At 57.3% G+C, this 26,270-nt stretch carries 21 protein-coding genes; 9 read left to right on the top strand and 12 right to left on the bottom strand.

What is annotated here, in order from left to right:
- Positions 1-54: 54 nt before the first annotated feature.
- The 7 genes from BLQ12_RS12735 (at position 55) to BLQ12_RS12705 (ending at position 7,470) form a co-directional block, all read left to right on the top strand.
- Positions 55-1,275, top strand: a complete 1,221-nt coding sequence (locus BLQ12_RS12735) for a HAMP domain-containing protein (protein ID WP_092211033.1) — start codon at positions 55-57, stop codon at positions 1,273-1,275.
- 158 nt (positions 1,276-1,433) lie between these two features.
- On the top strand, positions 1,434-2,441 hold the full coding sequence (locus BLQ12_RS12730) for a DUF4388 domain-containing protein (RefSeq protein ID WP_092211032.1): 1,008 nt from the start codon (positions 1,434-1,436) through the stop codon (positions 2,439-2,441).
- An 89-nt stretch (positions 2,442-2,530) separates the two neighbouring features.
- Positions 2,531-3,568, top strand: a complete 1,038-nt coding sequence (locus BLQ12_RS12725; protein ID WP_092211031.1) for a response regulator — start codon at positions 2,531-2,533, stop codon at positions 3,566-3,568.
- Positions 3,569-3,602: 34 nt separating this feature from the next.
- The gene (locus BLQ12_RS12720) at positions 3,603-3,983 is read left to right on the top strand and encodes a hypothetical protein (protein WP_092211030.1); all 381 of its coding nucleotides are present in this window, start codon (positions 3,603-3,605) and stop codon (positions 3,981-3,983) included.
- A gap of 39 nt (positions 3,984-4,022) precedes the next feature.
- Positions 4,023-6,407, top strand: coding sequence for a GspE/PulE family protein (locus tag BLQ12_RS12715; protein WP_217640303.1), 2,385 nt, complete (start codon positions 4,023-4,025; stop codon positions 6,405-6,407).
- A 101-nt stretch (positions 6,408-6,508) separates the two neighbouring features.
- A complete protein-coding gene (locus BLQ12_RS12710; protein WP_092211029.1) occupies positions 6,509-6,976 on the top strand; it encodes a PilZ domain-containing protein in 468 nt (155 codons plus the stop codon).
- A 26-nt stretch (positions 6,977-7,002) separates the two neighbouring features.
- Positions 7,003-7,470, top strand: a complete 468-nt coding sequence (locus BLQ12_RS12705) for a PilZ domain-containing protein (RefSeq protein WP_092211028.1) — start codon at positions 7,003-7,005, stop codon at positions 7,468-7,470.
- Positions 7,471-7,579: 109 nt separating this feature from the next.
- Here the strand turns inward: BLQ12_RS12705 and BLQ12_RS12700 are convergent, their stop codons facing one another.
- The 8 genes from BLQ12_RS12700 to BLQ12_RS12665 all read right to left on the bottom strand — a co-directional run bounded on the left by BLQ12_RS12700 (position 7,580) and on the right by BLQ12_RS12665 (position 17,278).
- A complete protein-coding gene (locus BLQ12_RS12700) occupies positions 7,580-8,917 on the bottom strand; it encodes a pyridoxal phosphate-dependent aminotransferase (protein ID WP_092211027.1) in 1,338 nt (445 codons plus the stop codon).
- 97 nt (positions 8,918-9,014) lie between these two features.
- On the bottom strand, positions 9,015-11,072 hold the full coding sequence (gene fusA, locus BLQ12_RS12695) for an elongation factor G (protein ID WP_092211026.1): 2,058 nt from the start codon (positions 11,070-11,072) through the stop codon (positions 9,015-9,017).
- 218 nt (positions 11,073-11,290) lie between these two features.
- Positions 11,291-12,013, bottom strand: coding sequence for a TlyA family RNA methyltransferase (locus tag BLQ12_RS12690; RefSeq protein ID WP_092211025.1), 723 nt, complete (start codon positions 12,011-12,013; stop codon positions 11,291-11,293).
- Positions 12,014-12,053: 40 nt separating this feature from the next.
- Positions 12,054-13,964 carry a 1-deoxy-D-xylulose-5-phosphate synthase gene (gene dxs / locus BLQ12_RS12685; protein WP_092211024.1) on the bottom strand — a complete coding sequence of 637 codons (1,911 nt, stop codon included), beginning with the start codon at positions 13,962-13,964 and terminating at the stop codon, positions 12,054-12,056.
- Between the two features lie 76 nt (positions 13,965-14,040).
- A complete protein-coding gene (locus tag BLQ12_RS12680; protein ID WP_092211023.1) occupies positions 14,041-14,934 on the bottom strand; it encodes a polyprenyl synthetase family protein in 894 nt (297 codons plus the stop codon).
- Positions 14,931-15,173: an exodeoxyribonuclease VII small subunit gene (xseB, locus tag BLQ12_RS12675; RefSeq protein WP_092211022.1), complete on the bottom strand. Its 243-nt coding sequence runs from the start codon at positions 15,171-15,173 to the stop codon at positions 14,931-14,933. Before xseB ends, BLQ12_RS12680 begins: the two co-directional genes overlap by 4 nt.
- Positions 15,154-16,503: an exodeoxyribonuclease VII large subunit gene (gene xseA / locus BLQ12_RS12670; RefSeq protein WP_254782050.1), complete on the bottom strand. Its 1,350-nt coding sequence runs from the start codon at positions 16,501-16,503 to the stop codon at positions 15,154-15,156. The genes xseB and xseA overlap by 20 nt, the downstream gene beginning before the upstream one ends.
- Before the next feature lie 505 nt (positions 16,504-17,008).
- Positions 17,009-17,278, bottom strand: coding sequence for a hypothetical protein (locus BLQ12_RS12665; RefSeq protein WP_092211020.1), 270 nt, complete (start codon positions 17,276-17,278; stop codon positions 17,009-17,011).
- Between the two features lie 368 nt (positions 17,279-17,646).
- On the opposite strand from BLQ12_RS12665, the gene BLQ12_RS12660 reads away from it, so the two are divergent.
- Positions 17,647-18,348 (top strand): Bax inhibitor-1/YccA family protein, encoded by a 702-nt coding sequence (locus BLQ12_RS12660; RefSeq protein ID WP_092211019.1) that lies wholly within the window; start codon positions 17,647-17,649, stop codon positions 18,346-18,348.
- Between the two features lie 236 nt (positions 18,349-18,584).
- Here the strand turns inward: BLQ12_RS12660 and glmM are convergent, their stop codons facing one another.
- Positions 18,585-19,928 (bottom strand): phosphoglucosamine mutase, encoded by a 1,344-nt coding sequence (glmM, locus tag BLQ12_RS12655; protein ID WP_092211018.1) that lies wholly within the window; start codon positions 19,926-19,928, stop codon positions 18,585-18,587.
- Positions 19,929-19,966: 38 nt separating this feature from the next.
- Complete coding sequence (locus BLQ12_RS12650) at positions 19,967-21,214, bottom strand: hypothetical protein (protein ID WP_092211017.1); 1,248 nt, start codon at positions 21,212-21,214, stop codon at positions 19,967-19,969.
- A 364-nt stretch (positions 21,215-21,578) separates the two neighbouring features.
- Between BLQ12_RS12650 and pgi the strand changes: the two genes are divergently transcribed.
- Complete coding sequence (pgi, locus tag BLQ12_RS12645) at positions 21,579-23,213, top strand: glucose-6-phosphate isomerase (protein WP_092211016.1); 1,635 nt, start codon at positions 21,579-21,581, stop codon at positions 23,211-23,213.
- Positions 23,214-23,489: 276 nt separating this feature from the next.
- Here the strand turns inward: pgi and BLQ12_RS12640 are convergent, their stop codons facing one another.
- Positions 23,490-24,503, bottom strand: coding sequence for a 3-oxoacyl-ACP synthase III family protein (locus BLQ12_RS12640; protein ID WP_092211015.1), 1,014 nt, complete (start codon positions 24,501-24,503; stop codon positions 23,490-23,492).
- Positions 24,504-24,519: 16 nt separating this feature from the next.
- On the bottom strand, positions 24,520-25,449 hold the full coding sequence (locus tag BLQ12_RS12635; RefSeq protein ID WP_092211014.1) for a peptidylprolyl isomerase: 930 nt from the start codon (positions 25,447-25,449) through the stop codon (positions 24,520-24,522).
- Positions 25,450-26,270: the final 821 nt, after the last annotated feature.

Genomic DNA, 26,270 nt, shown 5'->3' with positions numbered 1-26,270 from the left:
TTCCAACGGTGACAATCCCCAACGAGAGTTCAACAGTCAAGGAGCAAGCAGGGTATGGTCGTGATATGTGAAGAGTGCGGGAAGATTTACCATCTGGACCCCGGCAAACTGATGAGCCACATCAAGAACCCGGATGGCATCAAGATCAAATGCAAAGTGTGCGAACACATCATCACCATTCGTCCGCCGGGTGAAGAGACCGACACCGGTGAGGGCTCCGGCCCCATTCAGTCGGTTCCCTTCAGCGAAACCTCCCCCGACCAGGAGACCGCTCCCGCCTCGGCCGACGCCCCCCCCTTGAAGGTTGTGTCCAAAAATCCCACCCCGGAGGCCGCGCCTGCGCCTGCGGAGGCCTCCCGGGTTGCCCGGAAGAAAAAGACCTCATACAAGGGCTTTGGCCTGCGAACCAAGATGTTTTTTCTCTTTCTCGGGATCCCCATCCTGCTTTTTATCGGCAGCAGTGCCTTTACCCAGTACCAGATGCTCACCCTTGCAAACAGCATCACCGGCGAGAGCACCGACGTGGTTCGCCAGATGGCCGAAGAGATCATCGTCAACAAAGCCCGGAGCGTGGCATCCCAATGCTCCATTTTTCTGCGCAACAACCCGGACCTGAACAAAGACGATTTTTACTACGACTTTGACATGCGGGAGATTGCGGTTCAGGATGTCGGCACCGAAGGCTTTACGGCCCTTATCGAAATTCCCGCTCCGGACCAGGATGGGGAGACGGGGTACCGCATCTGGTGCCACCGTGAGGAGTCGTATCTCGGAGAGCCCCTCCTGGCCAAGATGAAGGAGGAGCTGGATCTTGGCTTTCAGAGTTTCGATGAGGTGTTCAGCGCCATGAAAGGCGGCCGGGGGATCAAGGGGTACTACAGGGACGGCACGGAAAAAGAGAAGTTCATGGCCGTTGAACCCATTGAGCAGACCCCGTACCTCATTTTGAGCACCACTTTTATCGAAGATTTTACCGGGCGTATCCAGCTCATTGAAAAACGGGCCACCGGGCTGACCCAGGCCACCCAGAAAATAACCATGGGCTTCATCGGCGTGGTGATTGTCTTTATCGGGCTCTCCATCATGATTTACGGGTACCGGCTCACCTCCAACATCCAGATGCTCACGGATGCGGCGGACCGTATCAGCGTGGGGGAGCTGGATGTGGTCATCGACATCAGGTCCCGTGATGAGATCGGCAGCCTTGCCGAAGCGGTCACGCGCATGCAGGACAGTTTGCGCTTTTCCATTGAACGGCTCCGCAGGAAGCGGTAGCGTTTATCCCAGGCCGTACCGACGGGAGCAGAGACCAGGAGAATAACGGCAGTTGTTCATGTCGCCTGAGATGCTCCCGTTTGTGTTGAAGCGCGGCCCGTTCCCCCTTTGCAGCCGTCACGGACGGTGATACCCTTTGTTCAACCAGTGAGATTGATATGATTGTCATTCCCAGAGAGACCCCGGTGGTCAGCAACCTGCACACCAGTTACATTCGTATCCGGCGTTTTGTCGATCATTTTCGGAATGCCTTGCCGTCGGGTTGTGTGTACCTGCGGGCTCCCGGCTCTGAAGGTGCCGTTTATTTCGATCAGGGAGCGTTGATCAATGCCCACATCTGTGCCGACGGGGAGTCCCGGGGACGCCAGCCGGCCCTTGAAGAGCTGCTGCGCACAGCCGACGCTGCCCGGCATACCGTCTCTGTTTTCGAGATCCCCGAAGAGAGCATCGGCTACTGGGCCAACCTGAACGAAGCGGCCCTGATCCACAAAAACCTCACCTCGTCCACGGTGGACCTGGAGGCCCTGATGAAAAAGATCATACAGGATCGGTTTACCGGGTTGATCGAGGTGCTGAACCCTCCGGGCAAGGCAGATCAGATCCATGTCATCATGGGGGAGATCGCCGGTGCTGTCCTGGGGAAAAGCGGGGGCATCCTGAGGGACCCGAACCAGGAGCTGGGGCGGATCATGGCCAGCGCAAAAAACGAGCGCACCCGCATTGCCATCAAGCGGGTGCAGCTGGAAGCCCTTCACCTCAGCGACGCCTGCCTCCACGACAAAGAGCCGACACGCGGGCAGGCCCGGGGATCCCTGGATACCCAGAATCCCGTGGAGATGCTGGAGGTGCTTCTGGGGGTGTTCGAACAGACCTATGCCGACACCAAGATACAGACCGACCCCTTCGATACGGTGCTGAAACGCAAATTTCTCGAAAAAGTGTCCCGGTACGAGTTTCTGGACCCCTTTACCGAGGAGTTCAGCTACCAGGGCGGTGCCATCACCTACACCGGAACCGACAAGGTGCAGCGCCTTGTGGCGGCTGTAACGGAATGCCTTCGAGAGCTGGCCCTGGAGAGGGGGCTCGGCATGGAACTTCAGCAGAACCTGAAAAGCTGGCGCCAGCAGTATCAACGGGAGATAGACGCCTTTAAAGCGGTGGTCTGAGAGCCTTTTTTCCTTTGCATGCCCAAAACGCCGGTATTTTTTAACCCTTTTCCCGATGCGGGGGAGGGGAAACACAGGACGGTCACACCATGGTCAGACAGATTCTTGTCGTTGATGACAACCAGCCTTTCCTCAACCTTATCCATAAGCTGTTTTCCAAGTTGAAGGATCGGTATGCCGTCATTACGTGCACCGACGGCGGCGAGGCCATCGAAATCTTGAAACAGCGTCCCATTGCCCTTGTGGTCACGGATCTTCAGATGCCCAACGTGGACGGCTACGGCCTCCTGGAAAAGATACGCCGTTTCTTCCCCGATATCCCCGCCATTGTGGCCACCAGCTTTGACAAACCCAAAACCCGTGAAGCGGTGATGCGCTACGGGGCCAGGGCGTATTTCACAAAGCCCCTTGTCATTGGTGACCTGATCCATACCATTGACCAGATCCTCAAGGAGCAGGCAGGGGGCGGCACCTTGAACAATGCCTCCCTTGAGATGTTCCTGCAGCTCATTGAGATGGAAGCCAAGACATGCACCATCCGGGTGATCAACGAGACAACCAGCACCCAAGGGGTCCTCTTTTTTCGGGACGGGGATATCCTCAACGCCCGATACGGAGCATTGACCGGCAACAAGGCGGCTTACCGTGTCCTCGGGTGGGAGCGGGTGACCCTGCTCATTGAAAATTCATGTATACTCACCCGAAAAGGGATCCAGGGGGAGCTCCAGGCGATCCTGCTGGATGCCATGCGGCTGAAAGATGAGCAGGGAAGCGGCTCGCCAGCTTCTGGCCAGGGGCAGGGGGAAGCCGCCTCCCACACCGACCCTGCCGATGGGCCCGATGGCGGGTCACCCCAGGAGCTTGAACGCTTGAAAGAACTGGTCGTAAGGGCCAGCGGCAACCCCGATGCCGTGGAAGAGGCTGCCTGGGCCCCTGAACTGGCGGATAAAATGGCTACCCTGCAGATGTTCGGCAACATCCTGGGTGCCGGTCCGTTGAAAGCGGTGTTGAGCAATCGGGAAACCGACCAGCGCATGGTGGTGATGGGCTCGGGGCCTCCCGCCCGCCTGGTGGTGGGGGCAAGGGTTCAGAAAGAATCCTTAATTGACGCTGTACTGGACGTGTAAATAAGATTATAATCTTCTATGTATTCAGGTAAATATGGCAAACCATTTTGACGACTTGTTCAGCATCGACGGGGTTCAGGGGGTTTTTTACATCAGCGATACCGGAAAGCCTCTGGTGGCTGAACTCTCCTCATCCCATGGCGACAGTGACCATGAGTGCCGTGAAGCCCAGGCATTTCTCACGGAGAAAATGCGCTGGCGGGATATGGCACCCCTGGTGGACGGCGCCACCGAAGGGGAGATCCTCTTTGATGCCCTGAGAGTCTATTACCGTCGAACCGTCGACGGGATCCTTTATATCCTCATGGCCCCCCAGTGCGTGGCCGCCATGGTTCGCATGACATGCGATCTCATTTCAACCGATATTGATAAAAGCCGCAAGTCACGAGGTTTCGGTCGCTTCTTTAAAATGTAGTGCACCTGAAGGTGTGCGTCAAATCTGCGAGGATACGCTTTGGAAAAACAGCTGAAGTCAAAAATCGATACCGCCAAAGCCTACAAAAAGCACGGTCTCTATGGCGAGTCCATCGCCGTTTATACCGCCATTCTTGACGCCTATGACGGAGACCTTGATGAAGAGGTCAATGAATTCATTGGGGTGGAGCTCAACGACCTTCGGACGAAGGCGGCTGAACTTGACGACGACGATGAGGTCATTGAGCTCAGCAGCCAAGAACTCAATGCCATCAAGAACTCCTGGTCCGAAGACAGTGCCGGTGAGATTCTGGAAAGTGCCCACGCCTTTAAAGAACTCGGTCTTCACCGCGAGGCCCTGGGCGAGCTGCTGAAACTTCTCAACACCAAGTACTCGGTGTCCAAGCTGGTTCCCCAGCTTGCCGAAGCGCTGATGCAGCTCCACGCCGTATCCAAGATTCGCAAGAAAGTCCTTGAGCTCATCGAGACCAACAACGTGACCCAGGATGCGGCGGCCGATATCCTCTTTCGTTTCGGGCTGGAGATGGAGAAGCTTGAAAAGAGTGATGAGGCCATGGGGTTCTATGAAGATGTCCGCGGCCTCGATGTGGACTACACCGGGCTTGACGCCCAGATGGAGGGGATCAAAGGCTCCCGGAGCTACGAGTCCCGTTATGGCTACCTCCTGGATACGGATCAGGTCAACGCCGCCCAGCTTCAAAACGCATTGAACCTTGCGCGAAAGACCGGTAAAAGCTGTGAAGCCATTCTCCTTGAAGACATGTACGTGGACAAGGAGGAGCTTGGCAAATCCCTCTCCTATTATTACGAGTGCCCCTTTGTGGAGTTCAGCACCGACACCCCCATTCCCGTGGAACTCCTGGGCAAATTGAAGAAGAGCTTCCTGATCCAGAACAGCTGGGTCCCCCTGACCTGGGACATGACCGAAGGGGTGGTGGAAGTTCTTATCGATGATCCGAAAAACCTCGAGAAGACCGATCATATCTACACCCTGCTCAACGCGAAGCACATCCGGTACTCCGTGGGGGTACGTGAAGAGATTATCGAGCTGATCAAGTTCTTCTACGATTCAGATCGCCAGGCCGAAGAGGGACCCGGAGAAGACGACGGTGGTGAATTCGACATGATGCTCGATGTTGAATTCGAAGAGGAGGCGGACGAGGGACCGGACGATCAGGAACAGGATGGGACCCTGTCCGAATCGTCGAGCCAGATCGTGAAGATGGTGGACCAGGTGATCATCACCGCGTACAGGAAAGGGGCCTCGGACATCCACGTGGAGCCGTCCCCCCACTCCAAAAAAGTCCATATCCGCTACCGTATCGACGGGGTGTGCCAGGACGTGCTTAAAATTCCCATCTCCAACGCCATGGGGATCATTTCCCGGCTGAAGATCATGAGCCACCTGGACATTGCCGAGCGGCGGCTTCCCCAGGACGGAAAGATCAAATTCAAGAGAAAAGGGGTCAAGCCCTTTGAACTGCGTCTGGCCACCTTGCCCACGGCCGGGGGCTATGAAGACGCGGTGCTCCGTATCCTGGCAGACTCCGGTGCCATGAAGATCGACCAGATGGGGCTCACCGACCGAAACCTGGATGTCCTGAAACGGATCATCGCCCAGCCCTACGGACTCATCCTCTGTGTGGGGCCCACCGGGTCGGGGAAAACCACCACCCTCCATGCCGCCATGGGGCACATCAACAAGCCGGGCATCAAGATCTGGACCGCGGAAGACCCTGTTGAGATCACCCAGCCCGGCCTTCGCCAGGTGGAGTGTCGGGCAAAGATCGGCCTTGATTTTGCCCGGGTGATGCGCGCCTTTCTCCGGGCAGACCCCGACGTGATCATGATTGGCGAGATGCGTGACAACGAAACCGCCTCCATCGGCATCGAGGCCTCCCTTACCGGTCACCTGGTCCTCTCCACCCTGCACACCAACAGCGCTCCGGAAACCGTGACGCGCCTTCTGGACATGGGGCTCAACCCGTTGAACTTTTCCGATGCGTTCCAGGGGGTCCTTGCCCAGCGCCTGGTGCGTCGGCTCTGCACCAATTGCCGTGACGAGTACACCCCGGACCGGGAGGAATTCGATCGCATTGTGGAACTCTACGGTGCCGAGGCCTTTGAACAAACCGGGATCCGGTACTCGTCGGACATGCGTCTTTTCAAACCCGTGGGATGTTCCGTCTGTTCCGGCTCCGGCTACAAGGGGCGACTGGCCATCCATGAATTGATGTATGGGTCTGCTGATGTGAAACAGATGATCAAGCGTGCCGCCCATACCGATGAGTTGTTCCGTGTGGCCGCCGAAGAGGGGATGACGACTTTGATCCAGGACGGCATCATCAAAGCACTGGACGGCCTCACCGATGTTGCGGAGATCCGCAGGGTGTGTGTCAGCTGATCGGAGCAGGGGCTGTTATCCAAAATCGATGCCCGCAGTTTGATCCAGCGAGACCACCTGTTTCCGGGGGGCCTTCTATCCTCCATAAAAAAGGCAAGTCAATGGCAGAAAAAATATTTCTTGGAACCAGCACCACGGCAACCTTTGTGTGCCCGGAATGCGAGCGATCCCGCACCACGGACATTTCAAAGCTTTTGACCGCCAAGGCGCAGCTGAGAATCAAGTGCACCTGCAAGTGCGGGCATACGTTTTCCGTTGTGATTGAACGGCGAAAATATTATCGCAAATCCCTTGAACTGTCCGGGGTGGCCTTCCGCTCCGAGGGCGGCCGTAAATTTGTCATGACGGTCAAGGACCTCTCCCGGTCGGGATCCCGCATCAAGATCAGCACCTCCTTTCCCTTTGCCATCGATGATATCATCCACGTGGAGTTTAACCTGGATGACAAAGACCGGTCATTTATCAGCAAAATGGCGGTGATTCGAAGCATCAACGGTCCGTTTCTGGGCGTTGAATTCACCGAAATAGAAAAATACGATAAAATCGGCCAGTATCTTATGTTTTCATGATTTCCGGCCGGTAAGGACGGGACACCATGCTTGATACGATTCTTGTGAAAGAAGATCTCCAGGCCTTTATCACCTGCCCATCGTGCCACCGTGTAAAGGAGCAGGATGTCTCCACCTTTATGGGGGTTGAGTGCCATGTGAAGATTCGGTGCCGGTGCAGCTGCGGGCACAGCTTCCACGTGCAGCTTGAGCGGCGGCAGTTTCTTCGCAAGGATGTCTCACTGCCGGTGGTCTGTAAGATTGAGGAGCGGGGGTATCGGCTCTCGGGTACGGTAACGGACCTATCCCAGTCGGGCCTTCGGGTCCGCCTTGTGACCTCGGTCCCCCTGGAGGTGGGCATGCGGGTGGACCTCTCCTTTCACCTGGATGACCGGGACCATTCCCTTGTGGAAAAATTCGGTACCATCCGAAGCATCAGCGACCTTGAGGTGGGGATGGCCTTTGACTCCACCCAGCATTACGGGAAGCTGGGCCTTTATATCGAGTTTCATTGAAAGGATAGTTTAAAAGGTCGGTTTTGTTCCATCAACAGCAAAGCCCCTCAAGGCGGAAGATGTTCTCCGCCTTGAGGGGCTTTTTGTGTTTGTGTGAGCCGTGACGCGATTAGCCGGCCAGTTGGCACGTCTCTTCGCTGCACCCTCGATTCGATTCGAGGTAGGCGTTGATACTGTCTGCCACGGTTTCAAAGGTCCACCGGCGCTTGGTGTCGTCGGTTTCAAGGAGGGTGATGCGGAACCCTTTGCGCGAGCAGCAGAACCCGGTGAGGGGAACCACGCAGATACCAGTGGCCGCAAGGAGGTAGTAGACAAACCGCTTGTCCACCTCCACGTCCTGGATCTTGTCTTCGATGTAGCCGCGGATGCGCTCATCGCCGATGGCAAGGGACTGCTCGCTGTTGAGGACCCCTTCGTCAAACAGCACGGACATGTAAAAGGCCCCTTTGGGCTTGATGACGGAAATGCCCGCCACGTCTTTTAACGCGTCGTAGGCTTCATCGGCACGGCGGTGGAACATATCGCGCCGCATCTCAAGGTGGCCCCTGTAGTTGGGGTGCCCCATGACCAGGGGGATGGAGTGCTGGGGCAGGCTTGTGGAGCACACCTCCAGCATCTTGGCGTTGACGATGCTCTGGATATACTGTCGGAACATGGGGTAGCTGTTCTGGTTGTACACCTCGATCCATCCGCAGCGACCGCCCGGCCAGGGGTACTCTTTGGAGATGCCGCGCAGCGCCATGCCGGGGACTTCGCCGATCACCTCGCTTAAGTGAACGGTGGAGGCGTCGTCATAGACGATGTGGGAGTAGATCTCATCACAGATGATAAAGATACGGTTTCGCCGTGCGATGTCCACGATTTTTTCCAGGACCTCCCGGGGGTACACCGCACCGGTGGGGTTGTCCGGGTTGATGATGAGGATACCGGCGATGGCGTCGTTGTACTTGACCTTGTTTTCCAGGTCTTCAAGGTCCGGGAGCCAGCCGTTGTCGGGATCCAGCTCGTAGGTGAGGTGGTTGTACCCCGAGTGGGCCGCCTCGGCCGAGGAGTGGGTGGAGTAGGCGGGGGAGGGGCCGATGACCCGGGCTTCCCGCTTGAGGAACCCGAAAATCTTTGCCACAGCATCGCCCAGGCCGTTGAAGAAGACAATGTCATCCTTGGTGATCTGCGTGCCGCCGCGGGTGTTGACGCATTCGGCCAGAAACTGCTGGGTGTTGGAAACCCCCCGCGTGGCCACATAGCCGTAGGTGTCGTCCTGGCTCACCAGGTCGGTGATGATCTCCTTGATCCAGTCGGGAATGGATTCCCCTTTGGCCACGGGGTCTCCGATGTTCTCCCAGGTGATGTCGACGCCGAGCGCCGCCAGTTCGTTGGCCACCGCCACGATTTCCCGGATTTCGTAAGTGAGCTGTCCGGATCCGACATGTACAATATTTCGTCTCATTTTCTTTGGTCTCTTCCTCTCACAAAAACAAAACAGCAGAAGATACGAATAGGCCCGCATCCTCTGCCGTTTCTTATCAGAAACAAGTCAAGCGAAGCTAATTTTCCTGCTCCGCCGCAATCTTTTCAAGTACTTTTTTAGCGATATCACCGGGCACTTCGTCGTAGTGAGAAAATACCCGGGTAAAGGTTCCCCGGCCACCGGTCATGGAGTTGAGGTCCGGGGCGTAGGTGAGGATCTCGGCCATGGGAACATGGGCGTTGATCACCTGGTATTTGCCTTCGCTGTCCATGCCGAGAACGCGGCCCCGGCGGGAGTTGAGATCCCCCATGACGTCGCCGGTGAAATCGTCGGGGACGATGACCGCGACGTTCATGACGGGCTCCAGCAGCACGCCTCCGGACTCTTCGCACGCCTTTCGGAAAGCCAGGGATCCGGCCATCTTGAAGGCCATCTCCGAGGAGTCCACGGCATGGAAAGAGCCGTAGTCCAGGGTCACCTTGAAATCCACACAGGGAAAGCCTGCAAGGACCCCTTTGGAGGAGGCCTCCACAATCCCTTTTTCAACGGCGGGGATGTAGGTCCTGGGAATAACGCCGCCCACGATGGCATCTACGAATTCAAAGCCGGCACCGCTTTCCTGGGGTTCCAGGACGATCCAGCAGTCGCCGTACTGGCCGTGGCCACCGGTCTGTTTCTTGTGTTTGCCCTGAACCCGCACTTTTTTGCGGACGGTCTCCCGGTAGGGAACCTTCGGGGGCTTGATGACCACCTCCAGGTTAAACTTTCGCTTGAGCTTTTCAATGGTGGCCTCCACGTGGACCATGCCCATGCCGTTTAAGAGGATCTCTTTGGTTTCGGCAACGCGGTCAAGGCCCAGGGAGGGGTCTTCTTCCTGGAGCCTGGACAAAGAGGAGAAGACCTTGTCTTCGTCGCCCTGTTTGGCGGCTTCCACGGCAAAGGAGATTACCGGTGCGATGGGGGCCGTGGGTTTGAAGGTCACCTTGCGGCTTTCGTCGCACAAGGTGGCGCCGGTAAAGGTCTCTTTGAGCTTGGCCACGGCCACGATGGCGCCTGCCTCGGCATGGTCGATGGGCTTCTGCTCTTTGCCGGCAAGGTAGAGGAGCTGTGAAAAGCGTTCTTTGCTGCCCTTGTCGGTGTTGTAGACGGTGCCGTCCTTGCCGAGGGAACCGGCCACGATCTTGATGAGAGAGAGGCGGCCCGCGTAGGGATCCACGATGGTCTTGAAGACATAGCCGGCAAAGGGGGCATCGGGATCAAAGGCGACATCCTCTCCGTCCTCGGTGGGGAAGGGGATTCGCTCAAGGGGGCTGGGAATGGCCTCGACGATAAAGTCGGCCAGAAGGCCGATGCCCATGTTGGCCGTTGCGGCGCCGCAGAGAACCGGCATGAACTGACGCCCTTTGACGCCGTTTTTAAGGGCTGCAACGAGTTCGGCATCGAGAATGTCGTCGCCTTCGAGATAGCGCTCAAGGAGTTCGTCATCGGCTTCGGCGATGTTTTCAATGAGTTCTGCCCGCTCGGTCTCCACATCGTCGGCCATGTCCGCAGGAATGTCCATGGGCTCGGCTTTGCCGTCTTTAAGACTGTACGCCTTGTTGGCGATGAGGTCCACCACGCCTGTGAAGGCTTCTTTTTCCCCGATGGGAAGTTGAATCAGGATAGGCTTGGGATTGAGGGTCGTGGTGGCGCTGTCAATGGCCTGCCTGAAGTTGGCACGCTCATGGTCGAGTTTGTTGATGAAGGCGATGGCCGGGATGGAGTTTTCGCCGGCAAACTGGGCGGACTGTTCGGTGCGGATATCGGAGCCGGTGCAGGCATCGATGACGATGACGGCGCCGTCGGCGGCGGGCATGCAGGTCTTGGTGTCTGAGAAGAAGTTTTTGTCACCCGGGGTGTCGATGAGGCTGATAATGTGTTTTTTCCACTCATATTGAAAAAAGGCGCTGCTGAGGGACGCGGTCCGGCGCTGCTCCTCTTCCGAGTAGTCCATCACGGTGTTGCCCTCTTCCACACGGCCAAGTCGGCTGGTTGCACCGGCGTTGAAAATCAATGCCTCGGCAAGGGATGTCTTGCCTGCACCTCCATGGGCTGCCAGAGCGACGTTTCGCAGTTTATCAGAAGATAACTTCATTAAACAACCTCCTCAATATGTAGTGATTCAAGCCTAATGTCTATGTGACAGTCTCTTCTCCTGAATTACATGTTTTGCCTCTCGAATCCTTCTGCCGTCCGTTATCGCGGTAGCGGATCGCGCCGGATCGAGTGCTCCTGCCAGCGCCCGGAGGGTTGCCCCTGCAGGCGCTGTGTATAAACATACCATTACGAACTTTGGTATATATATCAATCCCGTCAGTATTTCAAAGAGATAATGAACTCGCGGTTGCCCTTGGGGCCCAGGATGGGGGAGGGGATGACGGCCTCTTTTTTCAGGCCAAGTTCCTGGAAGAAAAGACTAAGGTTGTCGATAACTTCCGTGTGCTGGGCCGGGTCTTTGACCACCCCGCCTTTTCCCACTTTCCCTTTTCCTACCTCGAACTGAGGTTTGATAAGCGCGAGAATTCGTCCCTCTTTTTTAAGAAAATTCAGGGCCGCCGGTACCACCAGCTTCAATGAGATGAAGGAGGTATCTATGGTGACCAGATCCACACGTTCAGGAACCTGTTCGTCCGTGAGGTAGCGGATGTTGGTGCGTTCCAGCACCACGACCCTGTCGTCGTTGCGAAGGGACCAGGCCAGCTGGCCGTAGCCCACATCCACGGCGTAGACTTTGTCCGCCCCATGTCGAAGCAGGCAATCCGTAAAGCCTCCCGTGGAAGCACCGATGTCCAGACATACATCATGGGCAATGTCGATTTCAAGGGTTTTCAGGGCTTCTTCGAGTTTCAATGCCCCACGGCTGACATACGGGATCTCGTCCTCTTTGACATGAATCTCGGCGTTTGTCAGGACACGCGTTCCGGCCTTGGTGACAGGTACCCGGTTTACCAACACTTTTCCTGCCAGAATCAACGCCTGGGCTCTCTGGCGACTCTCTACCAGCCCCTTGTCGAGGAGGAGCTGGTCAATTCTCATTTTTACTTCCTGACTCAAAGGTTTTCCTTATCCTTTCTCGTTATCGACCGTCACCGGCCAGCGTGGTGACGCTCTGTGTCTGCCCCAGCACACGGAAAGACGCTTCCACGATTCCTTCGGTTGAAATGCCCTGGCGACGGCACAATGCCTCCCTGGGGCCGTGTTCCACAAAATGATCTTCAATGCCCACACGGGCGGTGGCGATGTTCGAGAGGCCCTCGTCGGAGAAGAGCTCCAGAACCGCGCTGCCGAAGCCGCCGGCCTTCATGTGCTCTTCAACGGTCACCACGTGGCCTGTAGTGCCCGCCCAGGTGAGGATGAGGTCCTTGTCCAGGGGCTTGACAAAGCGCGCGTTGATGACGGCGGCTTCGATGCCCCTTTGGGAAAGCTGCTCGGCAGCCTCCATGCAGGTGGCAAGGGAGGTGCCGATGGCAAGCAGGAGAAGGTCCTTGCCCTCCCGGACGAGGGCGCCCTTGCCAAAGGGAAGGGGAGGTGCTGCTTCGTCCACGGCGGTCCCGGTGCCTGCCCCCCGCGGATAGCGGATGGCGATGGGGCCGTCGTGGTCCAGGGCCGTCTTGAGCATGCGTCGCAGCTCGTTTTCATCGGCCGGTGCCATGATGGCCATGTTGGGCAGGGGCCGCAGGTAGGCCAGGTCAAAGAGCCCGTGATGGGTGGGGCCGTCTTCCCCCACAAGGCCGCCGCGATCCACGGCGAAGATCACCGGGTGCCTGTCCAGGCAGACATCGTGGAGAATCTGGTCGTAGGCCCTCTGGAGAAAGGTGGAGTAGATGGCCACCACCGGTTTCATTCCTTCTGTGGCCATGCCGGCGGCAAAGGTCACCCCGTGCTGCTCGGCGATCCCCACATCGAAGAACCGGTCCGGAAAGCGGGCGGCAAACTCCGTGAGCCCCGTTCCCTCGGGCATGGCGGCCGTTACGGCCACGATGCGTTTGTCTGATTCGGCAAGGGACACCATGCTCTTGCCGAAGACCTCGGTATAGGAGGGGGCCTTGGGCTTGGCCTTCATGCTGTTGCCCGTTTCCTTTTCAAAGGCGCCGACGCCGTGAAAATAGACGGGGTTGGCTTCTGCCGGGGCGTACCCCATGCCTTTTTTGCTCATGACGTGCAGGAGCACGGGCTTGTTGAGTTTTTTGATGTTTTCAAGGATGTCGATGAGGTGTTCCAGGTTGTGGCCGTCGATGGGGCCCAGGTACTCGAACTTGAACGCTTCAAAGAGCATGCCGGGGGTGACGAAGGCCTTGAAGGACTCTTCGGTCTTCTTGGCAAACTGGTAGATGTCGTCTCCCACCTTGGGCAGGGCCTTCATGGCCTTTTTGAACTCGCCCTTGAGGTCCTGGAGGTACTTGGCCGAAAAGGTGCGGCTTAAAAAAGAGGAGAGGGCGCCCACGTTTTTGGCGATGGACATCTCGTTGTCGTTTAAGATCACCAGGTGGTTGCGGCTGGAGGGCCCGGACTGGTTGAGACCTTCGTAGGCGATGCCCCCGGTGAGGCTGCCGTCGCCGATGATGGAGATGACCTTTCCGTCTTCGCCCTTGATGTCCCGGGCACAGCTGATGCCGTAGCCTGCCGACACAGAGGTGCTGCTGTGGCCGGTGGTGAAGGCATCGTAGGGGCTTTCACTGACCTTGGGAAAACCCGAGATCCCCCCCAGGGTCCGGAGGGTGGGGAACGCTTCGCGCCTTCCGGTGAGGAGTTTGTGGGCATAGGCCTGGTGGCCCACGTCCCAGATCACCTTGTCGAAGGGCACGTCAAAGACATAGTGAACCGCAATGGTCAGCTCCACAACGCCTAAGCTGGACGCCAGGTGCCCACCGTTTTTGGACACCACATCCACAATATTATCCCGAATCTCCCGTGCAAGCTGAGGCAGCTGGCTTCGATCCAGCTTTTTCAGGTCTTCAGGGGTATCGATCTGATCTAAAAGGGTCATCACCTTCACCTGTATGGTTCCCCCCCCCACCCATGGTGAGGAAATAAAAGTTCGTTTGCGGCCCCTGGGGCCGGAATCACCGCTGGCGCTGGACAACGTACAGGGCCAGCGCTTTTAACGGGTTTGCTTTTGCGTCAAGGATGTCAAGGGCGGAGACGGCGTCCTCCACCAGCTCCCTGGCGTATATCTTGGACTCGGACAGTCCCATAAGGGACGGGTAGGTGGCCTTGTTGTGCTCTGCATCGGTCCCCACCCCCTTGCCCATAAGATCCGGGTCGCCTTCCACATTCAGGATATCGTCCGTCACCTGAAAGGCCAGACCGATCTTTTCTGCATAGTGTGTCAGGGCCTCACGCTCACCGTTTGCCGCACCGCCCAGGACAGCCCCGGATTCGACAGAGGCGCGGATGAGGGCCCCTGTTTTCAGGCCGTGCAGCTCCCGGAGGGAGTCAAGGTCCAGGTCGCGGCCCTCGGCCTCAATGTCCCGCATCTGGCCTTCGATCATCCCAAAAGCGCCCGAGGCATCGGCGATGATGCGGATGACGTCCAGGGCGATCTCTGCCCGGGGCCCGCGGTCCAGGGCGAGCAGATGAAACGCCGAGGTTAAAAGGGCGTCCCCGGCAAGGACGGCCGTTGCCTCGTCAAAGGCTTTGTGACAGGTGGGGCGACCCCGCCTGAAATCATCGTCATCCATGGCGGGAAGGTCGTCATGGACCAAAGAGTAGGTGTGGATCATCTCCAGGGCACAAGACGCCTTTATGGCCGTCTCAGGGGCTCCGCCCACCGCCTCGCAGGCCGCCATGCAGAGGATGGGCCGCAGCCGCTTTCCCCCTGCCATGAGGGAGTAGGCCATGGCCTGTGCCACCCGCGCATCGACAGAAGGTGTCAGGGCTTTCAGGTGTCCCTCAAGGGCATTTTCCACAACAATCCGCCTCTCTTCAAGGTACCCTTTCAAGCTGAATGCACTCATTCTGTTTCCCGCTGGTCGGCCTCGGCAAAAGGAGCGTCCTGCAAGCCCTCTTCGGTTTCCCCGGTGAGGACCCGCACGCGGGTTTCGGCCTCGTCCAGGGTATCGGAACAGATTTTTGAGAGTTTGACGCCTTCTTCAAAGCGTTTCATGGCCTTGTCCAGCGGAAGATCCCCTGACTCCAGGTCTTCGACAATGGCCTCCAGCTGGGCCACTGCCTCTTCAAATTTCTTTTTTGCCATCGTCTTTCCTTTCCACAACGGCTTTAAGGGAGCCGTCTGCGAGAACCACATCCAGGGAAGAGCCGATCTCCACCTGATCTGCGCGGGTGATTACGTCACCGCTTCGTGAATCGCGTACAATGCTGTAGCCCCTGTCCAGAACCAGCTGGGGGCTCAGGGCGCTGAGGTTTTGTTCAAGGCGTTTCAGGGTGTCCCGGTTTCGGGCCAGCCGGCCATCCATGGCAAGGCCCATGCGCTTTGACAGGCCCTGGACGTCGCGGCGCCCTGCGGTTACGCTCACCAGGGGAGAGACCTTGGCGAGCCGGTCCCTGCGCCAGTTCTGGGCGGTCCGGCGATCGCTCAACTCCCGGCGGATTGCCCGTGCCATGCGCTGGGTCAGTTCATCCACCCGCAACCTGTGATCATATATCTTTTTTTTCGGGTCCACAAGGCGGCGTGATGCCGCATTCAGTCGTTGCCTTCCGTCGGACAGTCGCCGGTCAAGGCAGAGGCGGAGTCGGGCCGTAAGAACGGAGAGGTCTTCTGTAAGGCGTCTTTTGTCCGGAACCGCAAGGGAGGCGGCTGCCGTGGGCGTCGGGGCCCGCATGTCCGCCGTGAAATCGGCGATGGTGTAATCCGTCTCATGGCCCACGGCGCTGATGACGGGCAGCACCGATTGATGGATGGCCCGGGCCACCTCTTCGCTGTTGAAGGGGGCCAGATCCTCCAGGGACCCTCCGCCGCGCGCCACTATAATAAGGTCGGCGGCCATGTGGCGGTTGAGGCAGGAGAGGGCGGCCGGAATATCGAGACGGGCCTGGTCTCCCTGGACCCTCACCGGGACCACGAGGAGCTCCACATTGGGGTAGCGGAGGCGGAAAACGGTAAGCATGTCGTGGACCACGGCTCCCGTGGGGGAGGTGACCAGGGCGATGCGTCCGGGGAAGGGGGGGAGTGGCTTTTTCAGCGCCGCATCAAACAGGCCCTCGGCGGCAAGCTTCTGCTTGAGCTGCTCGAAGGCGAGCTGCAGGGCTCCGGCCCCTTTGGGTTCCATGTATTCAAAAATGACCTGGTAGGTTCCCCTGGGTTCATAGAGGCTGACGCGCCCTAAGCCGGTGATGGTCTGGCCATCCTCAAGGCGGAATTTCAGCCTGGCCGCCTGGCCGCGGAAGATGACCCCGCTGATCTGTGCGTTGCGGTCCTTCAGCGTGAAATAGCAGTGACCCGACGAGGGGATGCGGAGGTTGGATATCTCTCCGAAAATCCACACGTATGGGAATCGATTCTCAAGCACGCCCTTGATTTCGCGGGTCAGGCTTGAAACCGAATAGATCTCTTTTCGTTCCGTCATCTCCAATGTCTTTCCTGAAGGGGTTGCAAAGGGTCACCCGGCGTTTGAAACGGCCCGGGCTGCGTACGGATGTCCATCTCCGAGTTCGCCAATCTAGCACAGTTGCAGGAGGGGTTCAACAAAAGAGCCGATTTTGCCGGGACATGGGGGCAGTCAATGGCCTGCTAAAGCGTGTGTCGGGGCGTGATCTGTCCGGAGAAAAAACAAAAGCGTGCCTCCGGCGGCAAGGTGTGCCACCTTGAAAGCAAGTTGCGAATGCAAAGCAACGGACCGCTGTGTAACCTTGTTGTGTGGGGTTGGCAATGATGCAACGAGGGATGATGCTTACGTGTGTTTTGTGATGCCATTAGATATTTGGTGGGCGACTCTAAAAAAGCCCGTGGTTTCAGTGGTGTAGGCTTGAATTTACTGTGGGCGCTTTATGTGTATAACGTCTGATAATGAATATTATGTAAACTTTTGTGTTTCGAATCCCCAAAGACCGGTCCCGGGCCATGGGCTCCTTTTACCCCTCTTCGAGGATAAACTCCCTCACCGCAGGCGGTATATGGACGGTGTCCAGGTCCATCCGTGCCAGCGCGCGTCCGAGGATGCGATTCTTTTCACGGAGCTTCCGGCGTTTGTCCATGATGAAGCAGAGTTCCCCGTGGACCAGGCAGAGTCCGCTTTTAACCGGAATCGACGTGGCACGGAAGCTGTGTTCCTGATACGTGGCACCCATCTTTTCCATGGTTGCCTTCAGGTGATCAAACAGTTCGGTCTGGTTCAGTTTCATGGTCGGTTCCGTCGTCAATGGTTCTATTCATCAAAATCGTTCAGGTAGCCGCAGCCTGTGTGCTTCCCTTCGCTTAACCGTATCCCGGAAAAAGGTCAAGTGACTGTTGACGGTCCCTCAGCCTCTTGTGTCCCGGCGATGTGTTCCTCGCAGCCATTACATTTTTGACATGAAGGCCCCTTTTGGGCTCGGTGTTCCCTTATTAAGGGTCTCCGTGGCCCATTATCTCGTTTTACAGGTTGAAATCGCGAATACCTGTGTTATCTTTTTCTCTGTGGGCCCGGATGGTTCTGAAGTGGGTCCGGTATCCAACGAGATAGCCTCGCAATATTGCGGCGTCATCATCAACTTCTCAATTCGGAGGATCAATGCAGTCTTCATCTGTTCAAAATGTCCGTTCCCAGGCAGCGGTAAACACGTTTCTCATGAGTGTTTACAACTGGATGGCGGTGGGACTTCTTCTTACCGCCGGCGTGGCGTGGTATGTGGCAAACTCTCAAGCAATGCTTCAGCTGATCTTTGGCAACCGCATGGTCTTTTTCGGGCTGATTATTGCTGAACTCGGCATGGTCGTTGCCATTTCCGCCGGTATCCAACGGATAAAAGCAGGTACGGCCACCCTGCTCTTCATGCTCTACTCCGCATTAAACGGCGCCACCCTTGCCTCCATTTTTATCGTCTACACCCGATCGTCCATTTTCTCGACTTTCGTGGTCTGTGCGGCGATGTTCGGGGCGTGCAGTGTCTACGGGATGGTAACCAAAAAAGATTTGACGGGCATGGGCAACTTTATGTTCATGGGCCTCATCGGCATCATCATCGCCACGGTGGTGAACATCTTCCTCAGAAGTTCCGGTATGTCCATGATCATCTCCTACGTGGGGGTCATCGTTTTTGTGGGCCTCACCGCTTACGACACCCAGAAAATCAAGACCATGGCCCTCTCCCAGCCCGGAGACCTTGACGCAGGAACCCTGCGCAAAGGTGCCATCATGGGTGCCCTCACCCTCTACCTTGATTTTATCAACCTCTTCCTCATGCTTCTTCGCATCATGGGGAATCGCGAATAGCGTATCCCGCTGCGTCGCTGAGAAAATTCAAACGGCCCGTGTCCCTGTTTTACTGGGGTGACACGGGCCGTTTTTTGTTTGGGTGTGGGACATTTCTTCCTACAGCGGCCCTGTCGAGGACGCAGCCCGCAGCCAACGCCATTGTGATTTGCCCTGAGGAACGAAGGGCGAAGCGCAATGGCAACCAGCTTTCGAGGTGGCTCACCTCGCCGCCGGAGGCTGTTTTTTAATATCCTTTACCCGATTTCACGGCGAACGGCTTCGGCAATGGCCTCGGCCCAGTACCGGGTGAGTTCGGCATCCTCCCCTTCCACCATCACCCGGAGCATCTTCTGGGTTCCGGAGTAGCGTACCAGGGTGCGGCCTTTGCCGTTCAGGGCTTTCTCCGCTTCGTCAATTGCCCTGGGAACCTCGGTGAGTTCCTCCAGGGGCTTTTTCTCGGAGACGTCTACGTTGATGAGCATCTGGGGAAACACGGTCATGGTCTGTTTCAACTCGGACAAAGGCTTGCCGGTCTCTGCCAGGACAGTGAGGAGGAGCAGCGCGCTCAACAGGCCGTCGCCGGTGGTGTGGCGATCCAGGAAGATCATGTGACCGGAGTCCTCGCCGCCCACCACGGCCCCCTGCTCTTTCATGGCGAGCATAACGTGGCGGTCCCCCACGGCGCTTTTGGTGTGGGATATCCCCTGCTCTTTCAGGCAGGCGGACAGGCCCATGTTGCTCATGACGGTTGTGACCACGGTGTCGTTGGCAAGGAGCCCGTGGGTCCGGTAGTGACCGGCCACAATGGCGATGACCTGGTCCCCGGAGACAACTTCCCCTGTTTCATCCACGCAGATCAGCCGATCGGCGTCGCCGTCGAAGGCAAGGCCCGCGCGGGCTCCTGACGAGGTCACCAGGGCCTGCACTTCCTCGGGGTGCTCGGAACCGCAGCCTGCGTTGATGTTGATTCCGTTGGGGGCGGCGTTGATGAGGGTCAGCTCGGCCCCTGCTCCCTTGAGGAGGGGTTCCACCAGGCTGCTTGCGGCTCCGTTGGACGCGTCGGCCACCAGGTTCAGCCCGGAGAGATCAACGGGGCATGCCTCTTTCAGGAATCCCAGGTATCGCGTCACGGCGTGGGGGATGTGGTTCATGCTCCCCACGGAGGATGAGGCTTCCCGCCGTGTTATCAGGGATTCGGAATCCGCCACCAGGGATTCGATGCCTGATTCCACGGATGTATCGAATTTATACCCGTTTTCATCGAACAGCTTGATGCCGTTGTCTTCAAAGGGGTTGTGGGAGGCGGAGATCACCACGCCCACGGCTGCTTCGTCATGGGCTGCCGTGAGAAAGGCCACCCCGGGGGTGGGGATAACGCCTGCAAGGGCCACATGGGCCCCCATGCTCATGACGCCTGCGGCCAGGGCCGAGGTGAGGGCCTGGCCAGATTGCCGGGTATCTCGCCCGATGACAACGGTATGCTTTGAGGGGGTGGCAAAGGTAGCTGCCACGGCTTGACCCACCCGCAGGGCGGTTTCCACGGTCATGGGCTCTTTATTGAAGGTGCCGCGAATGCCGTCGGTTCCGAATAATTTCATTGATATCACCTTGGTTTCAATGGGTTGTGGCCCATGGCTTAAGCATAGGTTAAGGGGAAGTGCCGGGCGGCCATGTCTTCGGTCCGGCGAACGATGTCAAAGAGCCAGTCCCGCCCTTTGGTGCGGTGCCAGTCGTCCAGGCCGTGGATGCTGTCGATGTATCCGGCCCCGGCCATCTGGTCCAGGGCCTCGCCAAAGGCGCCGGGAAGTTGGGGTTGGGCGTCGGGGATGGTGAACCCATGGAGGGCATCCTCAAAGGCCTGGAGCCCCGAGGCCACCTCCTGTTTCTGAGCGGCAAGGGAAGAGTCCGCGGGGACCGTCCCCTTTTCCACACCACGTGCAAGGGAGGCGGGCAGTTTCTCGGCAAAGGCGCGGAAGCGTTTGATACGCTCGGTAAGGGCCCCTTCAAGGTTGGCCAGGTGGCCTTCATGCACGGCCTTGGGGTAGGCCCTGCCCACAAAGGCGCTTCGGACGTCCCGGGTCCAGGCTGTCAGGGCCAGGAGGTTGCCCATGTATCGGATGTTGTGTTTCACGATGCGGTTGACATTCTGGTAGATCCCTTCGGGGGCGGCAACGGACCCAGCCCGCATGGCGCCGCCGAAATGAAGTCGTCCTTCTGTCTCTTCATCTTTACGCATGAGAGTACCTGCGGCCACCACGGTGCCGAAGGCCAGATGACACGGCCCCACAAGCCCCCCCTGCCCTCCCAGGAAGATGGGGCGTTTGTCCAGCATCACCCCTTCGGGGACGTTGCCCAGGAGGGAGGCGGTGGCCTTGTCCTGGTTGGGGGTGAAGTTGAAGTGGATGTAGGAGCTGCCCACCTCGCTGTGGTCTTTGCGGCTGGTGCCCCCTGCCATGAGGACATCACAGAAGTTGATGAGGCTTCCCAGGGTGACAAAGGGGAGCAGGATGGTCTGCTTGAGTCCCACGGTGTGGGCGCATGAGGCCTCCTCTTCCAGCACGGTGCCTTCGCGCAGGTGGGCGCCGGAGCCTGCCTGTGCCTTTTCCAGGAAAACGGTTTTCTGGGCAAATCCCCCTTTGAGGCGGACCCCTTTGGCCAGCTGGCAGGAGTCAACGGTCATGGGGGCCTCTTCACCGAGGATTGACCCCGGACCGATGTAGGTGGATTCCCCGGAGATTCGGCAGCCCCTGTGGAGGGTCACGCCGTCGCCTGAGATACGATCGATATGGACATCCGGGGCAATGTCTATGCTCATGGGCGCGGGGATGGTGACCCCTTTATCCAGGAGCGCACGAATTTTTTCATTGGGTTCTGTATCGTTCATGATTGCCTCTTATGGTAGGATGGTGTGGTCAGGTTCATAAATATCATGTTTTTAACGGCTGGTGAATGGCAAGTCAAGGGAAAGCCCGGTGGGCAGAACCACCGCCACAGCCGTACCTGCTGCCCCTTTGGGCCTGTGGGGCCCGGCATGGTGTCACAGGGTATTTGCAGGGCGTTTAAAAACGGTGAGCTGATGCCCACACCGGGCAGTAAATCCGGGATATCCCGATGATTCGGTGCCTTGGGTCTTCAGGGACGTCGCGGATATTTTTTTCCTTGTCACACCCACGTCACCACCCGTATAATTTAACGTTTTTTAACCCCGATTGCCTAGCGGAATCACAACAACACGAATTGGAGAGACGATGGCTGAAAAAGGATTCAGGATCAGCAAAACCCCTGTGTGGAAAAAACTGAAAGCGCATGCGGAAGAGATGAAGAGGCCTGAATACCATTTGAAGCAGCTGGTTCAACAACAAGGCCGGATGAAGGAGTTCTCCCTGAAGCATGTGGACTTTTTCTATGATTTTTCGCGGCAGCGGGTCACCCGCAAGACCATGGATCTCCTTTTTGAACTCGCCAAGACCGCGAAAGTCCATCGCAAATATCGCGACAAGGTGGAAGGCCTCAAGGTCAATGTGACGGAAAACCGGGCGGCTCTTCACACGGCTGCCCGCAGCTTTTCCGGGCAGTCCATCTGCGTGGACGGGGTCAACGTGATGGAGGAGATCGACGCCGTGCGTCGCCAGATGAGGGACTTCAGCGAAAAAGTCCACGACGGCACGGTGTGCGGCAGCACCGGCAAAACGTTTCGTCACCTCGTGGTCATCGGCATCGGGGGCTCGTACCTCGGCACCGAGTTTGTGGCCAACGCCCTGTTTGCCTATGCGGACAAGGGGCTGGAGCTGCACTTTCTCTCCAATGTGGATTCCCACAATTTCGAGACCATCAAGACCAAGATCGACCCGGAGACCACCCTCTGCATCGTTATCTCCAAGAGCTTCACCACCGTGGAGACCATGGCCAACGCCCAGCAGATGAAGGCGTATATGACCGCCTGCGGCCTGGACGCCATGAAGCACTTCGTCACCGTCACCAGCAAGGGAAGCCCCGGGGACAAAGGCAAAGAGTCCGGCATCGAGACCTTTCACATGTTCGACTTTATCGGCGGGCGATTCAGCGTGACATCGGCGGTGGGCGGCGTGCCCCTGAGCCTCTACCTGGGCTACGATCGGTTCAATCAGTTCCTTGAAGGGGCCCGGGAGATGGACATTCACACCAAGTATGCCCCCTCCCCTGAAAACATCCCCCTGGTGTCGGCCCTCATCGGGATCTGGAACAACAATTTTCTCGGGTACCAGGCCCAGGCCGTGATCCCATATGCCTCCCCCCTCTCCAAGCTGGCGCCCCATATCCAGCAGTTGAACATGGAGAGCAACGGCAAGTCCGTCACCATTAACAACTACGAGATCGATCAGTCCTCCGGGGTGATCATCTTCGGAGAGCCCGGCACCAACGCCCAGCACTCCTTTTTCCAGCTTGCCCACCAGGGGCACCCCTTCCCCATCGATTTCATCGGGGTGATCACGCCCCAGTACCCGGAAGGGGGCTGCAGACCCCACGGAGTGAGCAACCACCAGGAGCTCTGGGCCAACCTCATCTCCCAGGCCACGGCCCTTGCCGTGGGGAAAGATTCCGAGGAGAAGACCCGGTTTTTTCAGGGCAACCGCCCCTCCTCCACCCTTTTGATGAACGATCTTTCCCCGGTGAATGTGGGGCGTCTCCTTGCCTATTACGAGGCACAGACGGTGTACAAGGCCTTTATCTGGGACATCAACCCCTTCGATCAGTTCGGGGTGGAACTGGGCAAAACCATCGCCAACGACCTGCGCCGCGAGATCGTGGCGCGCAATACGAACCCGGAGCACAGCTTCGGCCATATGGATGAGATCACCCGGTTCTATTTGGAGCGGCTGTTTGCCGGACGGTTGCCCCTTTAAGTAAAATGCCTCCGGCGGCAAGGTGTGCCACCTTGAAAGCAGGTTGCGGATGCGTTTTTCCCTCGTTCCTCGGGGCAAATCACATCCGCCTTTGGCCAAGGCTGGACTGAATCTGTTTTTTAAAAATATAAAATCAGGCAAAAGTTTAGCCCCCGGCAGGGCCGCCGGAGGCGCTTTCGTTATTATGGTCTGAGTAGTTACGCCCAAAACAAAAAAACGGAGCCGCTTCATATTGAAGCGACTCCGTTTTTTTTATGGCTGTGTTGGAAAAGCTGCTTAGTCGCCGAAGCGATAGATCATGGCCGCCCAGGTGAGCCCGGCGCCGAGGGCCGAGAAGAGGACGGTGCTTGAATCGGGGTTCACAAGGCCCTGCTCGATGGTTTCATCCAGGGCGATGGGAATGGTGGCAGCGGTGGTGTTGCCGTATTTCTGAATGTTGTTGAAGATCTTGTCGTCAGGGAGCCCCAGGGTTTTCTGGTAGGCTTCGTTGATGCGCAGGTTGGCCTGGTGGGGGATCACCATGTCGATCTCCTCAAGGCTCATGCCGGCCTGCTCCAGAACTTCCCGGGTTACCTCGGGGAGCTTTCGCAGGGCAAGTTTGAAGATGCGGGTGCCGTCCATGGTGGGGAACTGGCCGCCGGTCTTGAGCAGCTCGGCGTTGATGCGCTCCGGGTATTTGGAGGCAGGCAGTTCCAGCATCAGTTTGTCGGCGAACTTGCCGTCGGCCTTCAAGATGGTGCCGAGGATCCCGACATTCTTCTCTGTCTCGATTCCCTCCAGGCAGACGGCGCCTGCGCCGTCTCCGAAGAGCACGGCCACGTCGCGGCCTGCGGTGGTCTTATCCAGCCCCGTGCTGTGGACTTCGGCGCCGATGACAAGGATCTTGTTGTACATGCCGCTGCGGATGTAGGCGTCTGCTGTGCTCATACCGTAGAGAAAACCGGTGCACTGCTGGCGGATATCAAGGGCCGGTGTCTCGGAGAGGCCCAGTTTGGCCTGAAGAAGGCAACCGGAACCGGGGAAAAAGATGTCCGGGCTCAGGGTGGCGAAGATGATCAGGTCCAACTCTTCGGCTTCCCAGCCTGCCTTGTCCAGTGCCTTTTGGGCCGCTTCCAGGGCAAGGTCGGACGCCCCGACGATCTCCCCTTCCGGGACCCAGTGGCGGGTCTTGATGCCGGTACGCTGCTGGATCCACTCGTCGTTGGTGTCCATCATTTTGGAAAGATCGTCGTTGGTGACGCATCGGGACGGAATACACCGGCCGGTGCCTCTGATTACACTTCGTTTCATATATGCATGTTCCTTTCTATTTAAGGTGAATTTTGATGTCGGCCTTGTCTGCCATGGATTTTTCAAAGTAGGCCCGCTGAATCTGCAGGCGCTCTTTTGTCATGTTGTTTTTGATGGAATCCTTGACCTCGTCAAAGCCCATGGTGGAAGGTGACTTGCGGTCGGTGACCTCGATGATGTGGTATCCGTCCAGGGATTTGATGATGCCGCTGCGCTCCCCTTTTTTAAGGGAAAACGAGGCGTCCAGAAGGGATTTGGCCACGGGAGAGTCCTTGGTGATAAAGCCCACGTCCCCACCGTTCTTTGCATCAACGGCGTTGGATCGGGCCTTGGCGACCTCGGCAAAGGGCTTGCCGGCGTCCAGCTCTTTTTCAACGGCCTGGATTTTTTCAAGGCCTTTTTTGATTTCATCGTCGGTGGCATCTGCGGGAAGGGCAATGTGGATATGGCTGACGCGAACCTTTTCCGGGGTGCTGAAAAGGGAGGGCTGCTCATCGTAAAAGAGCTTGGCCTCTTCATCGGTGATCTCAATGCCCGCCTTCTTGTCTATATCTGCGATAAACGCCTGGACCATGAGCTGTTTTCGGATTCCGTTTTTAATGTCTGCCGCCGTCTTGCCCTGGGATCTCAACAGCTGATCGAAGTCGACCTTGTCTGCGGTGAACTTGCTTTTCAGCTTTTCGTAGTTCGAGTCCACAAGGCTCTCGTCCACCTTGGTGCCGGCCTTCACGCTTTCCTGATAGTAGAGGGTGTTGATGATAACGCGCTTGAGGACCTCCTGCTGGAGTTTCCTGTATTCAGGAAGGGTCTGGACGGCGTAGTTCAGTTCCTGGAGGGTGATGGCCTCGTCGTTGACGGAGGCGATCTCCATGGCCCCGGCCCCACCCGCCGATAGCATAAGGAACGCGGAGGTGGCGGCAAGGAGTCTGGCGAGAGGTTTCAGCATGTGTGGTCTCCAAATGTCTGTTAGGTAATGATGTACATGGTTATGCAGGATATGTGAGGACACGTGTGCCCTCCATCGTGCTCTGACACTCTACGCACTGGCGTGCGATATGTCAAACCGGGACGGACGGGACGTCCCGGTGCCCATAGTAAACAAGGGCCACCGCCTTTTATAAGGTAAGCCTCCATGGAACACGTTGCATGTTACCAGCCGCTGTTTTTTGGATCGTGGGGACATGTGGCCAGCCTATACCGGACCCCACCGAAAGAGGTGTCATCGATCCTTGCGTAGAGTGCGGCTCACGCACCATCTTACGCAACGCGGGCCACCGGCCTTACTTCACGTCCACTTGCTCACAATGTCCTGCTGTGAACAAAACGTTAATATCTGTGTGTTATGGGGTTTTAGTGAGCGCTACTCACCCTGCTTCTCCTTTCCCTTCCCTTTCCCAAAGTGGTGGGCGTGCCTGCGAGCGAAGCGTTGCGCCTATTGCTTAAGGGCGAATTACCATCCTTCCTATTAGCCGAATAAATCGGTCATTTTCCCGCAGCTGAATAGCTACGATAAAAAAACATCAAATTCATCGAGAATCCTTTCAATAAAGGCCATGGGCCGACCAAGGTATTTCACCCCGACTCCCCCTTAAAGTATGAAAGGAACCAAGAAGTCTTATCGGTTTTCACATAAAAAAAAGGCATATCGGTTGGTTTTCGAAAATGACAAATACATTTGTCAATATATGCGACAAAAATATTTGTCATTTTATTTTTCAGGTAGATATAGACAAATATATTTGTCATGTATTTCCTGCCCGGAATGGA

Source organism: Desulfoluna spongiiphila (genome assembly GCF_900101345.1).
GTDB classification, from domain to species: Bacteria; Desulfobacterota; Desulfobacteria; order Desulfobacterales; family Desulfolunaceae; genus Desulfoluna; species Desulfoluna spongiiphila.
This window is presented reverse-complemented; position numbering and strand designations above follow the sequence as displayed.